Raw genomic sequence first — 19493 nt, forward strand, 5'->3', positions numbered from 1 at the left:
TCGACAAACCCTGAGGATTTTCGAACCGGTAGTGAAGCTTCTTGCAAAACAACTCCTGCAGAACGAATACAATTTGGCTGCGCCTGTCCGGCACCGCCCGAACAGCCGTTGCGTTGGGGCTTTTCAGTCTTGTCTCTGCCTGCGCCCAAAGCCCGGACTATGGGAATCTGGACCCGGAACGTCAGTCAATGGCGCTGCGCGAAGTCGCGCAAAAGCAGGCCCGGGGGCATAGGGTGTGGTGCGTGCCTTACGCACGAAACCTCAGCGGCATTGAAATTCGCGGCAACGCTGAAAGCTGGTGGGGCAATGCGCACAATATCTATAATCGGGGCGCTGAACCGACTGTCGGTGCGGTGATGTCGTTTCGGTCGACCAGCGGAATGCCACTGGGCCATGTGGCGGTTGTGGCCGATATTGTTGACGATCGGGAAATCGTCGTGAACCACGCCAACTGGAACCGTAACGAGGTTTCGTTGAGAATGGGCGTCAAGGACGTGTCCAAACACAACGACTGGACGCTGGTCCGGGTCGAAAGCCAGCCCGGCCAGTATGGTAATTTCTATCCAGTGAACGGGTTCATTTACCCGAATGATGACGGATAGCCCGACCTAGATTCAGATCGTATCTGCAGCGAACCAGCGTAATGTGCCGCAGGCGATTATCGCCACGGTCGCAAAACGCACACCGGCCTTCAGAGCAGGTAAACTGAACGGCAGCATCGTCCCGCTTGGCGAGTATTCTCAGTGATGACACCCCCGCAAGTATTTGCGAGGGTGTATTTGCTTTGATAGCCCGGCTGCCCGCGCCGGTCCTAATTCGTTCAACGAACCGACATCGAGGCAGGCTAACCTATCTTACAGCGAAATCCGGAACCGGGCGAAGCCGTCCGGGCCGTCGCCTGCATCCTCGATCACCACGCCTTTGACGTCCGACAGATAGTCGCGCGCCTTAGGGCCGGTATCGAACAGAACTGTCGCGCCATCTGCCTTGGCGAAGTGCCAGTTCGCATCCGCCGACGGGTTGATGGTGCCTTGTTCAACGATATAACGCACGATCACGTCGCGGTTTGTGTCCGGTGCCTCGAACACGGTTGTGCCATCTGTGCCGGGGAATTTGCCGCCGCCGCCTGCGCGATAGTTGTTGGTGGCGATGATGAACTCGGCCGCCGGATCAACTGGCTGTCCATCGAACATCAGGTTGACGATGCGATTTGCATCGGCGTTGATCAGGCCGCCTTTGGGGTCAAATTTCGACGGTTGCGTAAGGTCGATCTGATAGGTCACGCCATCAATCACGTCGAAATTATAGCTTGGGAAGGAGGGGTTCAGAAGAACCTGATCGGGTTTGCCAGCTTCGATCTGGTTGAACATCCCGGCCGAGCGTTCGAGCCAGTCTTTGACCTGCGCCCCGGTGACGCGCACGGCCCGCGCGGTGTTGGGATAGAGGTACAGGTCGGCCACATTCTTGATCGCCACGTCACCCGCAGGCACATCGGTGTAATACTCGGGTCCGCCGCGACCACCCGCCTTGAACGGAGCCGCCGCTGACAGGATTGGCAGACCTTCGTGTTCAGAGCCTTTCAGCATCTGTTCAATGTACCATTTCTGGGCAATCGACACGATCTGTACCGATGGATCATCTGCCACCAGCGCAAAATAGCTGTGCAGCGGAGCCGAGGTTTTGCCGACCGCGCGGCGCACATAGGCCAGCGTTTCTTCGTGGATGGTGCGGACCGAATCGAGCACGCTTTCATCATCCTCCACCAACGCCGTGATCGAGCGGTCTTCGTTGCGTTTGGAGATCGGACGGGCCTCGGACGCTGTGGTGACCACGCGCCATTTGTTGCCGTCACGTTCCAGCATCAGGTCGATCACACCCAGATGCGAGCCCCAATAGCCGCCCATCACGGCAGGTTTGCCGTGGATGGTGCCTGCATCCACATCAAGACCGGCCCGATCCGCATAGGTCGCAGAGGGGAACACAAGGTGGCTGTGGCCAGTCATCAGCGCGTCAACGCCATCAACGGCGGCCAACGGGACGCTTGCGTTTTCCATGCCATCTGCGTGATCCGCTGACCCGATACCGGAATGCGACAGGGCGATGATGATGTCGGCACCTTCTTCGCGCATCTGGGGCACATAGGCTTGTGCGGTTTCGACGATATCACGGGCTGTCACGCTGCCTTCCAAATGGCGGCGGTCCCAGTTCATCACCTGTGGTGGGGTAAATCCGATGATACCAACCTTGATCGGGTGGGTATCACCTGCGCCGTCGGTCAGCTCGCGGTCGAGGATGACATAGGGCTTGAACAGGGTGACATCGCGGGTCGGGTCGCTGCCTTGTTCCTTGGCAAGGTTGGCCAGAACCACCGGGAAGTCAGCTCCGGCCGCCGCCTTATCCAGAAAGGACAGGCCATAGTTGAATTCGTGATTGCCGACCGTGGCGGCGTCAAAGCCTACCGTGTTCATGGCGGCGACAACCGGATGCAGGTCGCCTTCTTTCAGGCCTTTTTCATAGGCAATATAGTCGCCCATCGGGTTGCCCTGCAGGAAGTCGCCATTGTCGAGCAGCATCGAATTTGTCGCCTCGGCGCGGATATCGCCGATGATGCTGGCAGTGCGAGACAGGCCCAGCGTGTCGCGCGGCTTGTCAGCGTAGTAATCATAGGGAAACACATGCACGTGCAGGTCCGTGGTTTCCATGATGCGAAGGTGCGCCTGATTGGCAGCCGCCCGGGCCGAATAGGGATGCAGCGCGATAAATGCGCCAGCAGCAGAGGTGCCCAGAAACGCGCGGCGGGACATCGAAACGGATTTGGTCATCGATAACTCCAGTTTGAGGTACCGGCCCTTTACAGGAGCCAGGTGACAGGACGGCGACGGAGTGCAGTGACTGCGTTTTTGATCGTCGATCCGATCTGGCCTGAAGTTCCTCGGCCTGTTTAGATGCGCAGCCGGTTTGGCGAGACCTGATCTGCAGTCACCCCTTCGTCCCGCACATCCTGCGGCAAATCCTGCCGCATTGCCAGTGCCGCGGCGCTGCGCGCCATGGCCGGGGCGGTTTGAATGCCGTATCCACCCTGACCGGCCAGCCAGAAAAACCCTTCGGCGTTTGCGTCATAGCCCACCGCTGGCAGCTTGTCGGGGAAGAAGCTGCGCAACCCGGCCCATTTGTGGTCGATCCGGCGCACCTGAAGGTTGATGGCTTTTTCGATCCGATCCACGCAGATCGCGATATCCAGTTCCTCGGGTTGTGCATCGCAGGGCGGCGATAGGGTTTCGTCGGCGGGTGAGATCAGCAGGTTGCCTGCGTCGGGTTTCATGTAAAACCCTTCCTCGGCATCGACCACCAGTGGCCAGTCATCGACGTTCACGCCCGCCGGTGGTGCAATTAGGGCTGCGGTTCTGCGCAAGGGCCGCAGGCCCAGTGGTGAAACGCCGGCCAGTTCCGCAATCTGATCGGCCCATGCCCCGGCGGCGTTGATCACAGTTGCGGCTTTCACCTGGCCTTGGCGGGAGTCGACGGCCCAGGTGCCGTTTTCCCGGCTCAGCCCTGTGACGTCGGCCTGCAGGATGGTTTGTCCGCCATTGGCGCGGAACTGGCGCAGGAAATACTGATGGGTGCCGTGGACATCGATGTCATAAGCGTCGGCTTCGTAAAGTCCGCCGATGGCGTAGTCGTCGCGGATCAGGGGAACCTGCGCTTTTAGGTCGTCAAAGGATGCGGGAACCACGGCATCGCCAAGGTCGCGGTGCATCGTGGCCAAGGCGTCCCTCTGATCTGCGCGTGCGATCAACAGAACTCCACGTGGCTGCAACAGGTCCTGTGGCATGTCGGGGTCTGCCCCCCCCGAATAAAACCCGAAAGACGCCCGGGTCATGGCCCGCATCACAGCAGGCCCGTAAGCCCGGGTATACAGCGCCGCTGACCGGCCTGTCGTGTGATAGCCGGGTTGGCTTTCGCGTTCGATCAAGGCAACGCGGGCTGAATTGGACAATTCAGCCGCCACCGACGCGCCGGCAATCCCTGCGCCAATCACAATGAAATCAAAAGCTGCCGTCTGTGACATGGTGGGTTCCCATCGAAGCCGTTTGGCGCATGGTGGCCGAATTTGCATGGCTCTGAAAGGGCTGTTTCGTCGCGCACGGGCGCGGCAGGTCGCTGCCCAGAATGATCTGACGACATCGCCCGTGCGTATCGTTGGTAATCAACCCTTTAAGGGTAGGTCCAACACTGGAGATCCAAACATGTTTCGTCGTACATTTTTTATCGCAACAGCGGCCACTTTTATCGCTTCAGCCTCTTATGCAGACCTTCATATCCGGTTCATGGAAGGCGCGCCGAAAGACCGCTTTGTCGTGACGAACACCGGGGCCTGCGCGATTGAAGCTGCTCAGATCACTATCGATTTGACAGGGTCTGAGGCGGGTCTGATTTTTGATGTCACGGCGGCGGGGTCAGGTGTCGAGGTTTTCCAGCCCTTTGAGATCGTTGCAGGTGGCGATTACATCGTGCGTCAACCCAGCGTGGTGGATGGCGATCAAATGGTTGCCCTGCAGGTGAGCGATTTTGGCCAGGACAAATCGGTTGCCTTCACGATTGATGTCGATGACACCGCCGGAGCGCGCGAAATCACGGTGTCCAACGCGGAACTGCGCGGAGCCTCTGTGTCTGTGATGTTGGGGGGGAAGCAGTTTTCGACCAGTTTCACCCAAGGCTCGGAACTGACGCTGAATACCGGCGCATGTCTGTAACAGATGGTCGTACTGTGTTCGCGCGTGGTATGACTGGATCATCGAAGTCGGGCCGGATCGTTTAACTCAACGATCCGGCCCCGTTGTTCAGGTGTGCTTCAGAACCTCGGGACAGCCCGATCTGTCTGACGGTCCCGCACGCGTCCATGCCCGCGTTTCATTTCGTGGGCATGGCCAAATGTGTCCGCGACTTTGCGCTCTTCAGCTTTTGCAAGTTTCTGCATCCACGGCACCGATCCGTCGCCCTTCGTATCATCCAGCATCGCTTCGACAATCTTTCGGGTGGCGCGGGCCGTGGAAAAGCTGGTGCCACGCGGTGCCAATGTTGAGCCGCCTTGCGTCCCGGCTGCCAGCAACCCGGAATTGGCGGCCCCGTCATCGCCCGGGAAACAGGCTGTGATCACCATGTCCTTTTTCGGACCGCGCGATTTGGGATAAGCCGTCGCAGAAAAGCCCAGAGGCGCGCCGTCTGTCTTGCGATAAGATCCGACCACGACAATCGCACTGGACAGGGCGAGGGAATTGATCGTTCCCTTGCGCTGAACATGGCCAAAGATCTGGCTGTCTTCCTGATCCGAGGCATCGGGGTCGTCCGGATCGACATGGCTGGCGTAGGTGTCGCGTTCGCGGCCATTGTCCAGATACCGGCGGTATTTCGAACTGTTGAAATATGATCGCTGATTGTTGGTGCCATCCGGTTCGGCCGACTGGTCGACCTGAACGTTCAGATAGATGTCGGTATCAGCCCCCCGGTTCTGCGCACGAATGCACCAATCACCAGCAGGAGCCACCCGGATCGTGCCGATTTCCCGCACCGCTTCGGCCGTGGGCGGGGTGCAGATCACATAGCGATACCGATACTCCGGCGCGTCCCGGCCATTGTCATAGGTCACCCGCTGACAATAGATCCGCGCGCCACCGGCGATGTCACAGAACTGGCCATGTTCCCCGCTCCAGTACTTCATGGTCTCGCCATGGGGCGTGGTGATGCGGATTTCGACCGGGTTCTTGTCGGCGCGCCGTGTCGTACGCGAAGTCCAGACTTCGACAAAGTTTGACGAATGATCCTCGGGAAGGACCCGCCATTTTTCCATGACAAAGCCGCCCCGCCGGACTTTGCGAAACGCGTTGCAACGCATCAGGTTGTCGTTGCCGGCAGGCATCACGACCTGAAGCGGTGCCCGGTCAGCGCGCAGTTCGACCATCCGTTCAACGGCTTGTTCGAACAGAGACCGCCCATCCTTGGCCCCGGCCTGCTGACCGTAAGACACGTTCAGCACAAGGGGAAACCCGCCCGGGCCGCCATAGTGGGCATCCCATAGCGCGTCGGCCAGTGCGACCATACGGTGCATGGCGTAGATCGCGAAGTATTCCAGAAAGGTTCCGGCCATGCCGATGGTCTGGCGACGCGGCAGGCTGGCAGCGAGGATCGGGCGACGGTCCAGATCGGCAGGCGTTTGCCGCCAGCTGTCCTCACCGGTTGCCAGATCCAGCACCGCTGTGCCGTGCCCGGCGCGCCTTTCCAGCGCGCGCACGCCATAAAGCTTGTCCGGTTCGCTGAGTAGCGCCGCCCGGTTAAACGCGGTTTCATCAAGCGTTGAGAGGGGGTCGCCACCGTCGCTGTGCTGGCGCAGCAAGGCGTTGATGTCACGTTGATAAATCTCGTTCCCGAAGGGCAAATAATCACCCTGCGCGGCATCAAACGTGGCCCCCTGTTGCCAAGACGCTAGAAACCGGGTTGACCCGTCGGCGCGTCGGAAGCGGGGATGGCCCAGGGCAATGGCCTCGTCGATGATACCGACGATCACCGCGTCCCTTGGCGGTGCGATCGGAATCAGGTCCGCGACATCGTCCGGGATCAGGCTTGGCAAGGGAGCGTTGGACGGGTTGGCAACCGCTTCGGGCAGGGGAACCAGTTCCCCATCCCCGAACAAGGGGCGAACCGCAGCGCGCGCATCATCGGCGGCGCGCCGGTCGTCAGCCGCGTTGACAGAGGCTGCCATCACGACCGGTTTGTCGACCACCGGCCCGCATTTTGCGGCCCCGCCCAAGGCCCGACGCCAATGAACGTATGGCGACATGACGTCGACATCCCAAGTCTGGGATGTTGGATCTTGCGGATCGGTGGGGCTGGTCATTCGCTCACCTGACCCGGTGTCATCGGGACCCGACGAATTTCGCCAGTGGCGTCGTGCCAGAGTTTGCCCAGCAGGCTGGCAGGGCCACGGCGATAGTTCGACGGGATCACCTCGCGCTGGGGCATGGCGTGGCCCAGCCAGTCCAGCGAGAAATCACTGTCGGCATAGAACGTTTTCGGGTCTGGGGTTTCGCCATTGGCAGTCGGTGTCAGATCGCCGGACATCTGCAGTTCGGTGATGCCCTGGCGACCATACCCACTGCGGTTGCCGGTGGCGAGCGCAACAAAAGCCTCGCCGATACAACAGCCCAGCAACGCACCTGCGGCAGTATCCGCCGGGAAATGCACGCCTGCTATGGTGCGGTTGATCCCGATCCGTGCCGCAAGCTTGAACGGTATCGCCTTGCTGGCCAGCCCGGTATGCGCGCTTTCTCCGGTCATCAGGGCGTGCAAGACCGTGGCCAACGCAAAGGATTCAGTTGCGTGACCCGACGGGAAAGCTGAATGGTCCGGCGTCTGGATGATCGGCTGTACCTTGACGGTATAGTCGATCGGGCGCGGAACCCGGCAAAAGTGCTTTGCCAAGGCTTCGATCCGGATGGTGACGCGCCACGCTGCATAAAGCATCTGAAGCGTCTTTTTGCGCCGTCCGTCGTTCAACATATAGGTCGTGCCGAAGAACGACATGATGTCGCCGATCTGCATGTGGATCTCTTCCAGACGATCCGACCGCAGGTCTGCATAAGCCCGAAGCCATTTCAGTTGCTCGACGAAGAACGGCTGTTCTGGCCGCTCGATTTCAAGAATGGTCGACCGGCCGAGGAAGAAATTCGCCCGGCCTTTGCCGCCGCGCAAGTCGAACTGAGACGCCAGTTCGGCATCCAAAAGCCGTCCGCGGGACAGGTCTTCGAGATAGCTGGCATCAGAGTCATCATCGTCGTTCAGCGGGAACTCTGGCAGCCATTCGGCATCGCCGCGCCAGTATCCAACCAGCGCTTCTTGCGCGCGGGAGAGGGCATAGTTCAACGCGATGGATGACCCACCCCCGGCATGAGAAGACCCGGCACCGCTTCCGGCACCCGACCCGGCGCCTGAGCCTGCACCCGACCCCGCACCAGAGCCTGCGCCCGACCCTGCACCACTGCCTGCGCCCGATCCTGCGCCGCTTCCTGCACCCATTAAAGCCATGCCATCCTCCGAAATTTATCCCGTTCCATGAGTAAGGCTTGGCGAAAAAACGCTCATTCGCAACAATGTGATTGAGATTCGGTTAACTTTTCACGGTGAAATCACGGAATCTCGGAGTTTGTTGCACTATCGGCCCCAAGATGGTTTCATGGCGACAAGATAATAACAGCAAAAATTCACATCTTTGGTCCGTGCGGAAATTGGAAGATTTAACTGGCTCACCTCAAATTCAGGCACGGTTACACGGGCGGTTCCGCGTGTGGCACGAGACGGACGGTGCGCTGACTCCTAAAAGTGCAAAGGCTCAGGCGTTGCTGGCGCTTTTGCTGTCCAGTGACAATCTGGACCGGGGCCGGATCTGGCTGCAGGACAAATTATGGAGCGACCGGGCGCAGCAACAGGGGTCGGCCAGCCTGCGTCAGGCCCTGTCTGATATCCGGCGGTCGTTTGGGCGTCATTCCGATATTCTGAAAGCTGACCGCAAAACGATCTCGCTTGATCCCAAGCGTGTGAATGTTCTGCGCCGTGCTGCTGACGACGATGCCGAGTTTCTTGAAGGGCTTGATGTTCGCGACCCTGAGTTCAACATTTGGCTGTCCGCCCAGCGGGCGCAGCACATGCCGATGTCTCAGCTGACAACCGGCCCCGTCCTGGCGTCTCGCAGGCCGGTAACCGGGTCAGTTCTGTTTCTCAGTGAAACGCCGACAACGGATGCTTGCCAGATCACCGAGAACCTGTTCATCGACGGTGTCGCAAAAACCCTGAACGAAGATCTTGAGATCGAGATTTTCCGCCGTCCACCGGCCATCACAAGGCCGGGCATGTTGATGGTATCGGTACAGGCGTTTCATGCCCCGAACCGATCGATCGGCTTGCGTGTCAGTGTCGAAGACATCGACACAGGCCGGGTGATCTGGTCGGAAACCAATGTTTCGCCCTCGAAAGGCGCGCCCAATACCGGCGACATTGCCATGCTGAGCCTAGGGAACCGTCTGGCCGGGCAACTGAAAACCGCCGTTCTGGATGGCCGGGTCACACAAGGCACAGACCCCGACGCCAATGCGTTGGCGGCCTTGGCGATCCGCAAGATGTTTTCGATGCGGCACACCGACCTGCTGGAAGCCGAGATAATGCTGAAGCAGGCCTATGATATACAGCGCCGTGGCGTGTTCAAAAGCTGGCTGGCGCAGCTTTATTCTATCCAGTTTGTCGAACGGATCCGTCCGATCGAAGATTTGCGCGACCGAAGCGAAGCCAGCTGTGCCCATGCGCTGGAACTGGATCCGCAGAATTCAAATGTGCTGGCCAGCGTAGCGGATGCCAGCCTTGTCATCGGGCGAAACTTCGCGCGCAGTGCGCAACTGGCCAAGATGAGCGTGGCCGCGAATCCGTCGAACCCGCGCGCATGGTGGACACAAGCCTCGGCCAATCTTTATTTCGGCGACGCGCAGACAGCACATGTGTCGGCCATCAACGCGCAGACATTGGCCACGGGAACGCGGCTGCAGTTCTGGACCGATATTCAACGCGGTCTGGCGGCCATCGTGAACGGCAAAACAATCGAAGGCATCCAGTTACTGGAATCCTCCAGCGCGCTGGCCCCCGATTTTCACCCGCCGCTGCGCTATCTGACAGCGCTGTATTCTGCGGCCGGTATGACAGAGCAGGCGATGGATTGTGCCCGCCGCCTGTCCGTTCTGGAGCCTGATTTCACATTTGAACGGCTTTCCAACGACCCGGACTATCCGGTGTCGTTGATGCGTCAGCATGGAATGCTGGATACAGTCGAGCTTCGTTAAAATTTCACAAAGAAATTTACGATTTTCACGGAATTTTCCCATCTACCCCCCGAAAATCCCGGTGAAAATCACGCTGCATTCACAGCACCCTTGTTAGCGTCCTCTCAGCAAGCGCTCCGGTAACACGCCATACGCTCCGATGGATCCGGAAAATCAAGACAGGGGAACCCGATATGACGATGCACACACGTATGACCCAAGGACAGATGAACAGCCTGAAACTGCAAACCGTGAACGCCATGTTTACCGTTTTCGACCGCGAAATCGAAGCCCGGGACGCACGCAATGCAGAGCTTGCGCGCAAGCTGTACACGAGCCGGGAGACGTTGCGCACCGTGGTCCTGGAACTGCGTCGCGCCGAGGTTGCTTTTTTGAAGTCGGACCTTCCGCCCAGTGACGCCGAAGAGATCCTGGCCGATGCGGTGCGCGAACTGAAATACGCCCGCCGTCAAATGAAACGGCTTGAAACCGTCAACACAGGCGCGACCCGCGCCATTGACCTGCTGCGGCAGTTACCGCCAGCGTTACGCTAACGACCCAGCTTTCGGCATATAGTAGTGGCATGCCGGAGGTTACACTCCCCAACTGCGCCGCGGTCCCAGAGATGCATCCCCCGGTTCCCTCGCAAACAGGAACCTACCGCATCAGCCCTCCCTTGCCGCGGCGCATTTTTTTTTGGGCAGTTTCGAAACTTTCAGTCTGAGATGTAGAAGGCCGCCGAAATCCGGCGGCCTTGATCATTGGTAAAGGTATGTCAGATCAGTCGATATAGCCGGAAATTTTTCCGAAGGTTTCGGTATCCTTGGCCATTTGCGCGTCCGAGGCATCTTTATCCAGCCAGTAGATCAACGCGCCGGTTTCGGCGGCCATCTGTTTGACGGCATCAGAGGCCAGCGCTTCTTTTGCGACCTCTTCGATCACAGCCCGCACGTCTGCTGGCGTGTCTTTGTGCACGAACAGGCCGTTCCATGTTGAAAAGTCCAGTTCCGGAACAATTTCGGCTGCGGTGCGCACGTCCGGCAGGATCGAAATCCGCTCGTTCGTCACCGTGGCCAGAATGGTCAGATTATCCAGACAGGGGCGGATAAGCTGCAGGGTGGTGTTGATGACATCTGCGTCGCCCGATGCCAGCGTGTTGCAATCCAACGCGTCAAAGCCTGTGTCGCTGCCCCACTCGAACCCCATTGCCCGGGCCATGGCCAGCGAATGCCGTGCGGGGCTGGTGACGTCACCGAAGTGGCCAAGGACGACGTCGTTCGACTGGGCGTATTCGGCCAGTTCTTCCATGGTCTTGTACGGTGCGTCCCCCTTGGTGGCGATGACGAAGGGGTAAGTGAGGAAGATACCGACAGGTTCGAACGGGTTAGGATCCAGCGGGGGGATACCGATGAACGGGCCGACAAGTGGCACGTCGATGACAAAGCTGCCGATTGTGTACCCGTCAGCCGGGGCCGTTGCGACACTGATCGCACCGGGGAACGGGCCGCCGCCGCCACCGGGCTTGTTGATCACCGCCGCTGGAACGCCATACTTTTCCTGCATCTTGTCGGCGATCATGCGGGTCAGCAGATCTTCCAGATCCCCCGGAGGCCACGGTACGACAAAGTTCACCGGTTTTTCCGGGTACTCGGCAAATGCCGCTGAGGCCGAGATTGCCAGGCCACAGGCGGCCATCGCCACCGATTTCATGAAGTTCATCTTTGTTCCCTTATGTTGGTTTGGCGTCCTGTCTGAGAAAGGCAGCCGAAAGGTTCGGGCTTGGACCCGTTATTGGTGATTGGGTTTGGTTGTTAGTCTTCCAGCTTGACCGCACGATGATACGATCGCCCGCCGTAAAGCAGGGGACGGCTGTCTTCGGATAAACGAACCGAGGTCACTTCTCCGACGATGACATGGTGGGTTTTCCACCAAAGCTCGGTCGCCATCTGGCATTCGAAATTCGCCACCGCGCCATCGATCATGGGGTGACCGTTTGGGCCGGGAACCCAGTCAACGGCGTCAAACCGCGCGCTGGGATGATCGCCTTCGCGCCCGGCAAACAGGTTGGCGACACCGCTTTGTTCTTCATTCAGCAGGTTCAGGCAGAACCCGCGATTGGCCAGCATCGCAGGTGCAGCAAGGCTGAGATAGTGGACACAGATCAGCAGGGAGGGATAATCGCCTTCGGTCGAGACCGAAGTCATCGAACTGACCGTGACGCCAAAGCGCCCGCGCAGACCGTCGGTCGTTGCGACCGCGACAAAGGTTGCCGCGCGGCTCATGCCTTCGAGGTAGTCATGCTTCAGTTGCGCGTCCATGTCATGTCACCCCAGATCAAAGAAACGCTCAAGTTCCACATCGGGGACCTTGGCGCTGAATGCGTCGAGCTGGCTTTGACGGGACGCGGCGAAACAGTCTGCAAACCGTGCGCCCAGCCATTGGTCAGCGAGAGCCGATCCACGCAGGCGCTCGATCGCCTCGGGCATGGAGCGGGCATAGTCGGGCACACCTTCAAGGCCAAATCCGGCCCCGACCACTTCATCCAAAGGAGCAGTCTTGTTTTCGATCCCGTCCAGACCGGCGGCAAGCGTTGCGGCGACGTTCAGATAGGGATTCACATCTGAGCCTGCCAACCGGTTCTCGACCCGGATCGAAGACGGGCTGTGCCCGACCACGCGGAAACAGGTTGTGCGGTTCTCATACCCCCATGTCAGGGCAGGGGGCGCAAACGTGCCGGGTGCAAAACGGCGGTAAGAATTGACCGTTGGCAGGAACATCAGTGACAAGTCGCCGACATGCTTTTGCAGCCCGCCAATGAAATGCCGGAAGGTGTCCGACATCTGGTGATCTCCGTCGGGATCATGAAACACGGGGGTGCCGTCGGCATCCAGCAGCGAGACATGCAGGTGCATCGACTGGCTGTCGGCCTGTTCGCTCCAGCGCGGCATGAAGGTGACTGATTTCTCTTGCCGCATCGCAAGGATACGCAGGAAGTTCTTCAACAGGACAAGCTGGTCGGCAGGGGCCATCCCTGAACCCGCTTCGACGCAGCACTCCATGAACCCGCCGCCGATTTCTTCGTGCATCTTGGCAAGGCGAATGCCCAGGGCGTCACACATCGTGGCGACATCTTCATACCATTCGCTTTGCAGGACCTGATAGGCCAACAGGTCATGGCTTTTGTGCAGTGTTGCCGTTTTCAAGCCGCGATACCCTTTTGCCCTGGCAGTGGCTTCGGTTTCGTCAAACAGCGTGTATTCCATTTCCAGCCCGTAAAAGGGTGTGATCCCCATGGACTGGGCGCGTTCAAGGACCCGCGACAGGATTGCACGTGGGCAAATATCGGCGTTTTCATCGCCAAACTGGGACAGGACCAACAGGTCGTGTCCGGGTTTTGACCATGGCAATTTTCGCGCGGTCGAGCGATCAATCGTCAGCATCCCGTCGTGGAAATCACCGTTATCATCGGTCACGCCGGGCACGTGCAGCATCTCATCCGTCGGATCAAGCGCCAGCTGCGCAGGTGCCATCGGCATGCCGTTGGTCACGATGCTTTTCAGCGCGTTGATGGAGACCATTTGGCTTCTGAGAAGACCATTGGTGTCTGTCATCGCAACTGTTGCGAACCGGCTTTGTGGATCATTGAGATAATCGTCGATCATGTCACTTCTCTGCGTGTCGGGCAGATATTGCCTTGGCCAAGCGGGCCAGATCTGCTTCTGGGTTGGTGGAATAGGCGCGCAGGAACGTGCGTATGCCATTGTGAATATAACGGGCCAGGATTTCCTGGCTGATGTCGGCATTGGGAACATGAAGTGCCCGGTTTCGAGGCGCTGACAGGATCAGGCCCCAGAAGTCTTCGGCCGCTAGTTCGGCCTCTTCAAACGTCAGTCGGTGCTGGTCGCGCTGGGCGATCAGGAAAGTCATCAAACCGGCCAGAACCTTGTCGGGGCCGCTGTCCTGATAGTCACGACCGACGTCAGGAAACCTGTGGGCTTCTCCGATGATCAGCCGTGCCAGCGACAGGAAATCGGGCCGCATCACGGTGTCGGCATAGGCCCAGGCGAAATCGAGCAGTTGATCGACAAGATCTTTTCCGGGGGCTGGCGTAAAGGCCAGCATCATCTGTTCGCGCGGGGCGGCCATCATCGCCTCGAACAACGCCTCTTTGCTGGGGAAATAGTGATACAAGGTTGGCTTGCTCAGACCCGCTTCGGCGGCGATCACATCCATTGAGGCACCGGAATAGCCCGCGTCGGCAAAAACCTTAATCGCAGCGCTTAACAATCGGTTCTGCTTGTCCAGCCGGTTCTGTTCACGCCGTGATATCTGATTCATGGCAGAACCCGCGACAGGAATTCGCTCAGGATCGCGTTGTACTGATCCGGTTTTTCCAGGTTACACACGTGCCCGGCGTCTTCGATGACCTCAAAGCGGACGTCCGGGATTGGCGATGCGTCCCAGATCCGCTCGGCGACGGCCTTGATCTCGGTCGGGGGGGCGAGGCGATCATGTGCGCCGGTCATCAGTAAGACGGGCAGGGTCAGCCGCGAGAAGTCAAATTTCTCCAAGGGGTTGGTAAAACAGCGCAAGGCGTCGGCATAGGTCTGGGTCGGGATCGCCGCCATCGAAGCCAGCAGAGCCTTGCGGCTTGCGTCGGTCGCCTCGGGGCCGGAAATCACCTCGACCACCGAGGGGGCAAAATCAGCAGGGGTCTGACCTTCGGTCATGGGCACTTCGCGGCTGAGCCGGAAGGCGTCACGCTCGTCCGCGCCTGCTTCTGACATGCCGGTACATCCGCCGGAGAGGACCAGAGCCGCCAGTTTGTCGGGGTATCGCATGGCGAATGACGTGGCGATCCACGCCCCATAAGACAGCCCGCACAGCACCAGTTTATTCGCGTTCAGAACGTCCATGACCCGCAGAATATCGGCGCAGTAATCGTCGACGGTGGATTGTTCAGCGCCCAGCGTGCTGTCGCCATAGCCGCGCAAATCCATCGCTGCGACCCGGTAGTGCGGGGACACGGCGGCAAGCTGGGCCTGCCAATTCGACCGGTTGCCGCCAATCCCGTGCAAAAACAGGCAGAGCGTATCGCTTTCCTTGCCGCCTGTGGTCAGGGTCAGGCGGGGCAGGGTATCGATCTGGGTCTGTTCAAAGTCGGCTGACACAGCCGGGGCGATGGGCGGCTTAATAGGATCTGCCGACACGGCCTTTGCAGCAATGGTCTGCGTTCCATCGTCAAAGATGGCCTGTGTACCGCTGGCAATGCCGTCGATCCGGGACGAGGGCGCAGAGATTTCGGCGCTCATCGTCACGGTTGCTCCTGCGGGCGCCGGTGTCACAGTCAGGCGGGCGTCATAGCTTTGCACGCCCGCGATTCCTGCGACGTGCGTATAGGCCATCGTGCGGTCGCTATCGCTGAAAAAGGTCAATCGTTCGCGGTAAACGGTATCTTCGCCTTTGACGGTAAATCGCCGGATCAGCCCGCCGTCATCCATTGGTTCTGGCCCCATCGTTTCAATCGCCGGATGCCACGCGCCACAGAAATCCCGCACCACGGCCCAAGCCTGATCGGCCGAAGCGCTGGTTTGGGCGCTGCTGTGAACCTTTTGGCGCGGCATGGGGTTACTCGGCCGCCAAGGGGATGTCTTCGGGGCCACGCCACAGCGACGTGCGGGCGCCAAATTCGTCTCCGGGGGCATCGTCCAGTTCATCCAGATCATACAAGGTCAGGACGGACATGTAGTCTTCCATGATTTCAGAGGTATAGGGCAACATCAACGCGCCGCATCGACTGTCTCGATAGATGCGTTCCAACGGCAGGTCCTTCAACATCGCCTGTCCGCCACAGGTTCGGATCGCCAGAGCCGCAATCTCTTGCGCGGCTTCCATCACATTGTATTGGGCCGCGTACATCCGCAACACCTGCGCCTGACTGGGGAAGGCGTCAGCTTCTGTGAACGCCTGCCACCAAAGCGCGCGGACCGGGGCAAGGCGCGCATACATTTTTGATACCGCGAGCCGTTTGGTCGTGAACATGCGCCGGTCGATGGGGGGCATCCCGGGCACCTTGCCGCGCAGGTAGGCAACCGTGAAATCATAAGCCGATTGCGCCACGCCCATATAGGTCGGTGACAGGGTCGCCATCACGTGCGGATAGTTCGGCAATGTCTTGATAAAGATGCCCGGCGGCATCATCAGATCGTCTTCGCTTACAAAAACGTCCTTCAGCACCAGATCGCGGGAGTTCGTGCCGCGCATGCCCAGCGGATCCCAATCGCCCTGCACCGACAAGCCGGGTGCGCCCTTGTGCACGATAAAGTTCATCGTGTCCTCGTGGCGCGGTTCCTGACCTTCGAACACTTCGGTGCAGACGATCGAATAGTAGTCGCAATAGCCCGCCAGCGAGGCGAATTTCTTGAACCCGTTGATCATCCAGCCGCCGTCAACCTTGCGGCATTGGGTCTGTGCGGGTTTGGACGTCCAGTTTTGGCCAGCTTCCGAGATCGGCTGAGAATAGATGCCCTGTTCGGTCACCGCGCGGCGGAACTGGCGTTCGCGCAAAGGCGCAAAGGCAGCGCGATCCGCGTCGGTCAGATGCGGCATCTCATACATGAACCGCGCCCACATCATGGTCGAGTTGTGCATGTTGAACGTTAGGGCGGTCGCACCACAGTACTTGCCGATTTCGGCGCCGACCATGGCATATTCACCCAAGGAGAACCCGTGCCCGCCATATTCGGTCGGGACGGTCAGGGTCATGAACCCTTCAGCGGCCAGATCCTTGTAGTTTTCGACCGGAAAGCTTGCATCCTGATCGATGCCAAAAGCACGCTCGGCGAATTTGGGGCCCAGATCGTTGATCCGGTTCAAAACCGCCAGAACCTCGGGCCGGACGCGGTTCAGGTCATAATAGTCTGCTGGTGTGCTCATGTTATTCTCCTTGCGCGTTACAGCGCCAGATCCCCTTGAAGAACGCCCTCTTTCACCACCACCAGCCCATCCAGGGCGATGGTGCAGTTGCGCATGGGAAGATCGAAATGGCCCTCGGTAAAGCGGCCTGCGTATTGGTTGGCCCCAGTGGACCACAGAAAATTCCCGGCCCAAGCGCGAAATTCGACCGCCTGCATGTCGCGCTTGTCATAGAGTGCGCCGCTGACCCAGCGGGCGCGCGGGTTCATGCCCCAGCCAACATGGCTCATGCCATAGGCATCGCGGTCGTCCCACGCGGCCATATAGTCGCGAAAGAGTTCCGCGTCGATGCCGCTGCCTTTGATCTTGGTCACAAAATCATTCTCGATGGTGAAATCGATCTGACTGGTCAGGTAGGTTTTGAACGTCAGGTTCATGTCACCCACGTCCATGACAATTCGACCGTTCACCGCATCCGTGCCCGGAAAGGCAAGGCACAGGCCGCCCGGCCAATGCGCCACATCCCCCGGTTTGGTGCCAAAGCCCGGAGTGCCGCCACAGGGTGCGTCCTTCAGATTGACGATCAGATCCGTACCCGCTGCTGAGGTCACATGCATTTGCGAGGCATCCCGCAGCATTTGTGTGCCCAGATCAACCTTGGGGCCCAGTTCTGCAAACGGTTCGGTGCGCTCCAGTATTTCGGGGTGTTCGTTTGTCACGACCAGAATGCGCGCGCCGCTGCTTTCGATTTCTGGCCATTCGGGCGAATGGATCATGCCTTCGACGGTGCAGTCGACTATGATCTCGCATTGCTTCATCGCTTCAATGGCAGCGCGGTTGCCCTGAATGGCAAGCGAGGTGCCGGTGCCCTTGACCGGGACAGGGGCGGTCTGCGGGGGTGTCACCATCTTGAGCATGCAGAAATCAGCCCCAAGATCATAGAGCGCCAGTTCTGCCAGATGCGCCAGCACGGGGCGAGACTGCGTTTCATAGATCAGAGCCGCAGTTGTGCCCTTGGTGATCCCATTCAGCGTAAAGACCCGCCTGAATGCCGCCAGCCATTTGCCTTCGATCCGTTCCTGAAGCATGTCCGCACTTTCTTTACTTGTCAGTAAAGTTTTCTTTAGCGCGAAGATTCTGTCAAGGTAATTTTCGAAAATCCTTACTTCTGCGAAAACGCACCTTGCCCCCAGAACGGCCGGTCCAAAGCAAACGTGTCGCGACTGCGGACATAGTCACTGCCAAAAGACCGCGCCACGAGATCAAGTTTGGGGGTGTCGATATAGGCCTTTTCGGCGTCCAGAATATAGGCATCGTCGATATGCACGGCGAGCACCCGTCCGATCACCACTGTTTGTTGCGGTCCGGTTACGACGTTTGACAGGGATCGGCATTCAAAAGCGACGGGGCTGTCGGTGATGCGGGGCGGGGCGATATGCGTCGACGGCGTGGTCGCAAGGCCCGCCAATGCCAGTTCATCCGTGCTCCGAGGGGCGTTGACGGCTGTTGTGTTCATGGCCTGAACCAGCCGTTCGGGGACAAGGTTCACCACAAATTCGCCCGAGTCGAGGATGTTCTTTGCGGTATCCTTGAAGCCGCGTTCAGGATCAGCCAACAACCCAATCGCAACGGTCGGGGGCGCGGAGCCCATAACGTTGAAAAACGAATACGGCGCCGCGTTTAAACCGTCCGTGCCTTTGGTGACAATCCATGCAATCGGGCGCGGCATGACGGTCGCTGCAAGCAATTTATAGGCTATCGCGGTGTCGACCTGATCAAGATCGAAGCGCATTATTTGGGCGTCGCGTCAATGATCGGGTGGGTCAGCGTTCCGATCCCCTCGACACAGGCGACTATGGTATCCCCGGGCCACATCCATTCCTGCGGGTCGCTGCCGGCACCAACACCAGCGGGCGTGCCGGTCGCGATGATATCGCCCGGTTCAACGGTCATCCCTGTCGAGATGTCCGCAATAAGGGACGGGATGTCGAACAGCATAAATCCGGTGTTGGACCGTTGCTTTTCTTCACCGTTTTTTGTCAGCCAAAGGTCAAGGTTATGCGGGTCTTCGATCTCGTCCGCGGTGACGATGCAGGGACCGAACGGGCCAAAGCTGTCCTGACCTTTCGAGAAGATCCATTGCCCGGCGCGGCGGTTGTCGCGGGCCGAGACGTCGATCATCACCGAATAGCCAAAGACATGCGCCATTGCGTCATCGCGCGCGATGTTTTTGCCGCCTGATCCCATCACAACGGCCAGTTCCACTTCCCAATCAAGCTGTTGGGTCATTTTGGAATTGTGTTGGATTGGCTCGCCGTCTGCGATCACACAGGTAGGCGGTTTTGAGAACAGCACGGGCTTTTGCGGCAACGCATCCGAGGTATCCAGCGCCCGGGCACTTTCGGCAACGTGCTCTGTGTAATTCAGACCAACGCCCCAGATGTTCTTGCGCGGACGCGGGATCGGCGCGCACAATCTAGCGTTCGACATCGGGACCGAGGTGTGAATCGGGGGCGTATCCCCCATCGCATCCATCAAAGCGCCAAGCGCGGCAACGCCCGGTTTTCCACTGTCGATCAGCCCTAACATCGTGTCAGGAATATCTTCGCCATATGCGGCACCAAGGGCTTCGGCATCGACGATCAGATCGCCGTGAAGAACGCCAAGCCGTGCTTCATCGTCAACGCTGGCGCGATAGGTCACTAATTTCATGTCTTTTCC

17 protein-coding genes are annotated in these 19493 nt (G+C 59.1%); 4 read left to right on the forward strand and 13 right to left on the reverse strand.

Annotation, left to right across the window (positions count from 1 at the left end; genetic code table 11):
• Window positions 1-242 precede the first annotated feature (242 nt).
• Window positions 243-602, forward strand: coding sequence for a CHAP domain-containing protein (locus tag FOY56_RS17985; protein WP_342779813.1), 360 nt, complete (start codon window positions 243-245; stop codon window positions 600-602).
• A gap of 252 nt (window positions 603-854) precedes the next feature.
• Here the strand turns inward: FOY56_RS17985 and FOY56_RS17990 are convergent, their stop codons facing one another.
• Window positions 855-2822: a bifunctional 2',3'-cyclic-nucleotide 2'-phosphodiesterase/3'-nucleotidase gene (locus FOY56_RS17990; RefSeq protein ID WP_146347306.1), complete on the reverse strand. Its 1968-nt coding sequence runs from the start codon at window positions 2820-2822 to the stop codon at window positions 855-857.
• A 119-nt stretch (window positions 2823-2941) separates the two neighbouring features.
• On the reverse strand, window positions 2942-4069 hold the full coding sequence (locus FOY56_RS17995; protein ID WP_146347308.1) for an NAD(P)/FAD-dependent oxidoreductase: 1128 nt from the start codon (window positions 4067-4069) through the stop codon (window positions 2942-2944).
• 178 nt (window positions 4070-4247) lie between these two features.
• Here FOY56_RS17995 and FOY56_RS18000 point away from each other — a divergent pair, with 178 nt between their 5' ends.
• The gene (locus tag FOY56_RS18000; protein WP_146347311.1) at window positions 4248-4754 is read left to right on the forward strand and encodes an aggregation factor core; all 507 of its coding nucleotides are present in this window, start codon (window positions 4248-4250) and stop codon (window positions 4752-4754) included.
• Window positions 4755-4852: 98 nt separating this feature from the next.
• Here FOY56_RS18000 and FOY56_RS18005 read toward each other — a convergent pair whose 3' ends face one another.
• Both FOY56_RS18005 and FOY56_RS18010 read right to left on the reverse strand, forming a co-directional pair.
• Complete coding sequence (locus FOY56_RS18005) at window positions 4853-6892, reverse strand: S8/S53 family peptidase (RefSeq protein WP_146347312.1); 2040 nt, start codon at window positions 6890-6892, stop codon at window positions 4853-4855.
• On the reverse strand, window positions 6889-8079 hold the full coding sequence (locus FOY56_RS18010) for a phosphatase PAP2 family protein (protein WP_146347313.1): 1191 nt from the start codon (window positions 8077-8079) through the stop codon (window positions 6889-6891). Before FOY56_RS18010 ends, FOY56_RS18005 begins: the two co-directional genes overlap by 4 nt.
• Before the next feature lie 257 nt (window positions 8080-8336).
• Between FOY56_RS18010 and FOY56_RS18015 the strand changes: the two genes are divergently transcribed.
• Together FOY56_RS18015 and FOY56_RS18020 are read left to right on the forward strand one after the other, a co-directional pair.
• Window positions 8337-9878: a tetratricopeptide repeat protein gene (locus FOY56_RS18015; protein ID WP_146347314.1), complete on the forward strand. Its 1542-nt coding sequence runs from the start codon at window positions 8337-8339 to the stop codon at window positions 9876-9878.
• A 173-nt stretch (window positions 9879-10051) separates the two neighbouring features.
• Window positions 10052-10411, forward strand: coding sequence for a hypothetical protein (locus FOY56_RS18020; protein WP_146347315.1), 360 nt, complete (start codon window positions 10052-10054; stop codon window positions 10409-10411).
• A gap of 226 nt (window positions 10412-10637) precedes the next feature.
• Here FOY56_RS18020 and FOY56_RS18025 read toward each other — a convergent pair whose 3' ends face one another.
• The 9 genes from FOY56_RS18025 to FOY56_RS18065 all read right to left on the reverse strand — a co-directional run bounded on the left by FOY56_RS18025 (window position 10638) and on the right by FOY56_RS18065 (window position 19484).
• Window positions 10638-11567, reverse strand: coding sequence for a tripartite tricarboxylate transporter substrate binding protein (locus tag FOY56_RS18025; protein WP_186766391.1), 930 nt, complete (start codon window positions 11565-11567; stop codon window positions 10638-10640).
• A 101-nt stretch (window positions 11568-11668) separates the two neighbouring features.
• Window positions 11669-12175, reverse strand: coding sequence for a flavin reductase family protein (locus FOY56_RS18030; RefSeq protein WP_146347318.1), 507 nt, complete (start codon window positions 12173-12175; stop codon window positions 11669-11671).
• 6 nt (window positions 12176-12181) lie between these two features.
• Window positions 12182-13519 (reverse strand): glutamine synthetase family protein, encoded by a 1338-nt coding sequence (locus FOY56_RS18035; protein WP_146347320.1) that lies wholly within the window; start codon window positions 13517-13519, stop codon window positions 12182-12184.
• A 1-nt stretch (window position 13520) separates the two neighbouring features.
• Window positions 13521-14195 carry a TetR/AcrR family transcriptional regulator gene (locus tag FOY56_RS18040; protein WP_146347322.1) on the reverse strand — a complete coding sequence of 225 codons (675 nt, stop codon included), beginning with the start codon at window positions 14193-14195 and terminating at the stop codon, window positions 13521-13523.
• Entirely contained in the window at window positions 14192-15481 is a 1290-nt protein-coding gene (locus tag FOY56_RS18045) for an alpha/beta fold hydrolase (RefSeq protein ID WP_186766386.1), read from the reverse strand. The genes FOY56_RS18040 and FOY56_RS18045 overlap by 4 nt, the downstream gene beginning before the upstream one ends.
• A gap of 4 nt (window positions 15482-15485) precedes the next feature.
• Window positions 15486-16793 carry an acyl-CoA dehydrogenase family protein gene (locus tag FOY56_RS18050; RefSeq protein WP_146347326.1) on the reverse strand — a complete coding sequence of 436 codons (1308 nt, stop codon included), beginning with the start codon at window positions 16791-16793 and terminating at the stop codon, window positions 15486-15488.
• A 17-nt stretch (window positions 16794-16810) separates the two neighbouring features.
• Entirely contained in the window at window positions 16811-17860 is a 1050-nt protein-coding gene (locus FOY56_RS18055) for a 2,5-dihydroxypyridine 5,6-dioxygenase NicX family protein (RefSeq protein WP_146347328.1), read from the reverse strand.
• A 74-nt stretch (window positions 17861-17934) separates the two neighbouring features.
• Window positions 17935-18564, reverse strand: a complete 630-nt coding sequence (locus tag FOY56_RS18060) for a flavin reductase family protein (RefSeq protein WP_146347330.1) — start codon at window positions 18562-18564, stop codon at window positions 17935-17937.
• A complete protein-coding gene (locus tag FOY56_RS18065) occupies window positions 18564-19484 on the reverse strand; it encodes a fumarylacetoacetate hydrolase family protein (protein WP_146347332.1) in 921 nt (306 codons plus the stop codon). The genes FOY56_RS18060 and FOY56_RS18065 overlap by 1 nt, the downstream gene beginning before the upstream one ends.
• Window positions 19485-19493: the final 9 nt, after the last annotated feature.

Source organism: Falsiphaeobacter marinintestinus, from assembly GCF_007923355.1.
GTDB lineage: Bacteria > Pseudomonadota > Alphaproteobacteria > Rhodobacterales > Rhodobacteraceae > Phaeobacter_A > Phaeobacter_A marinintestinus.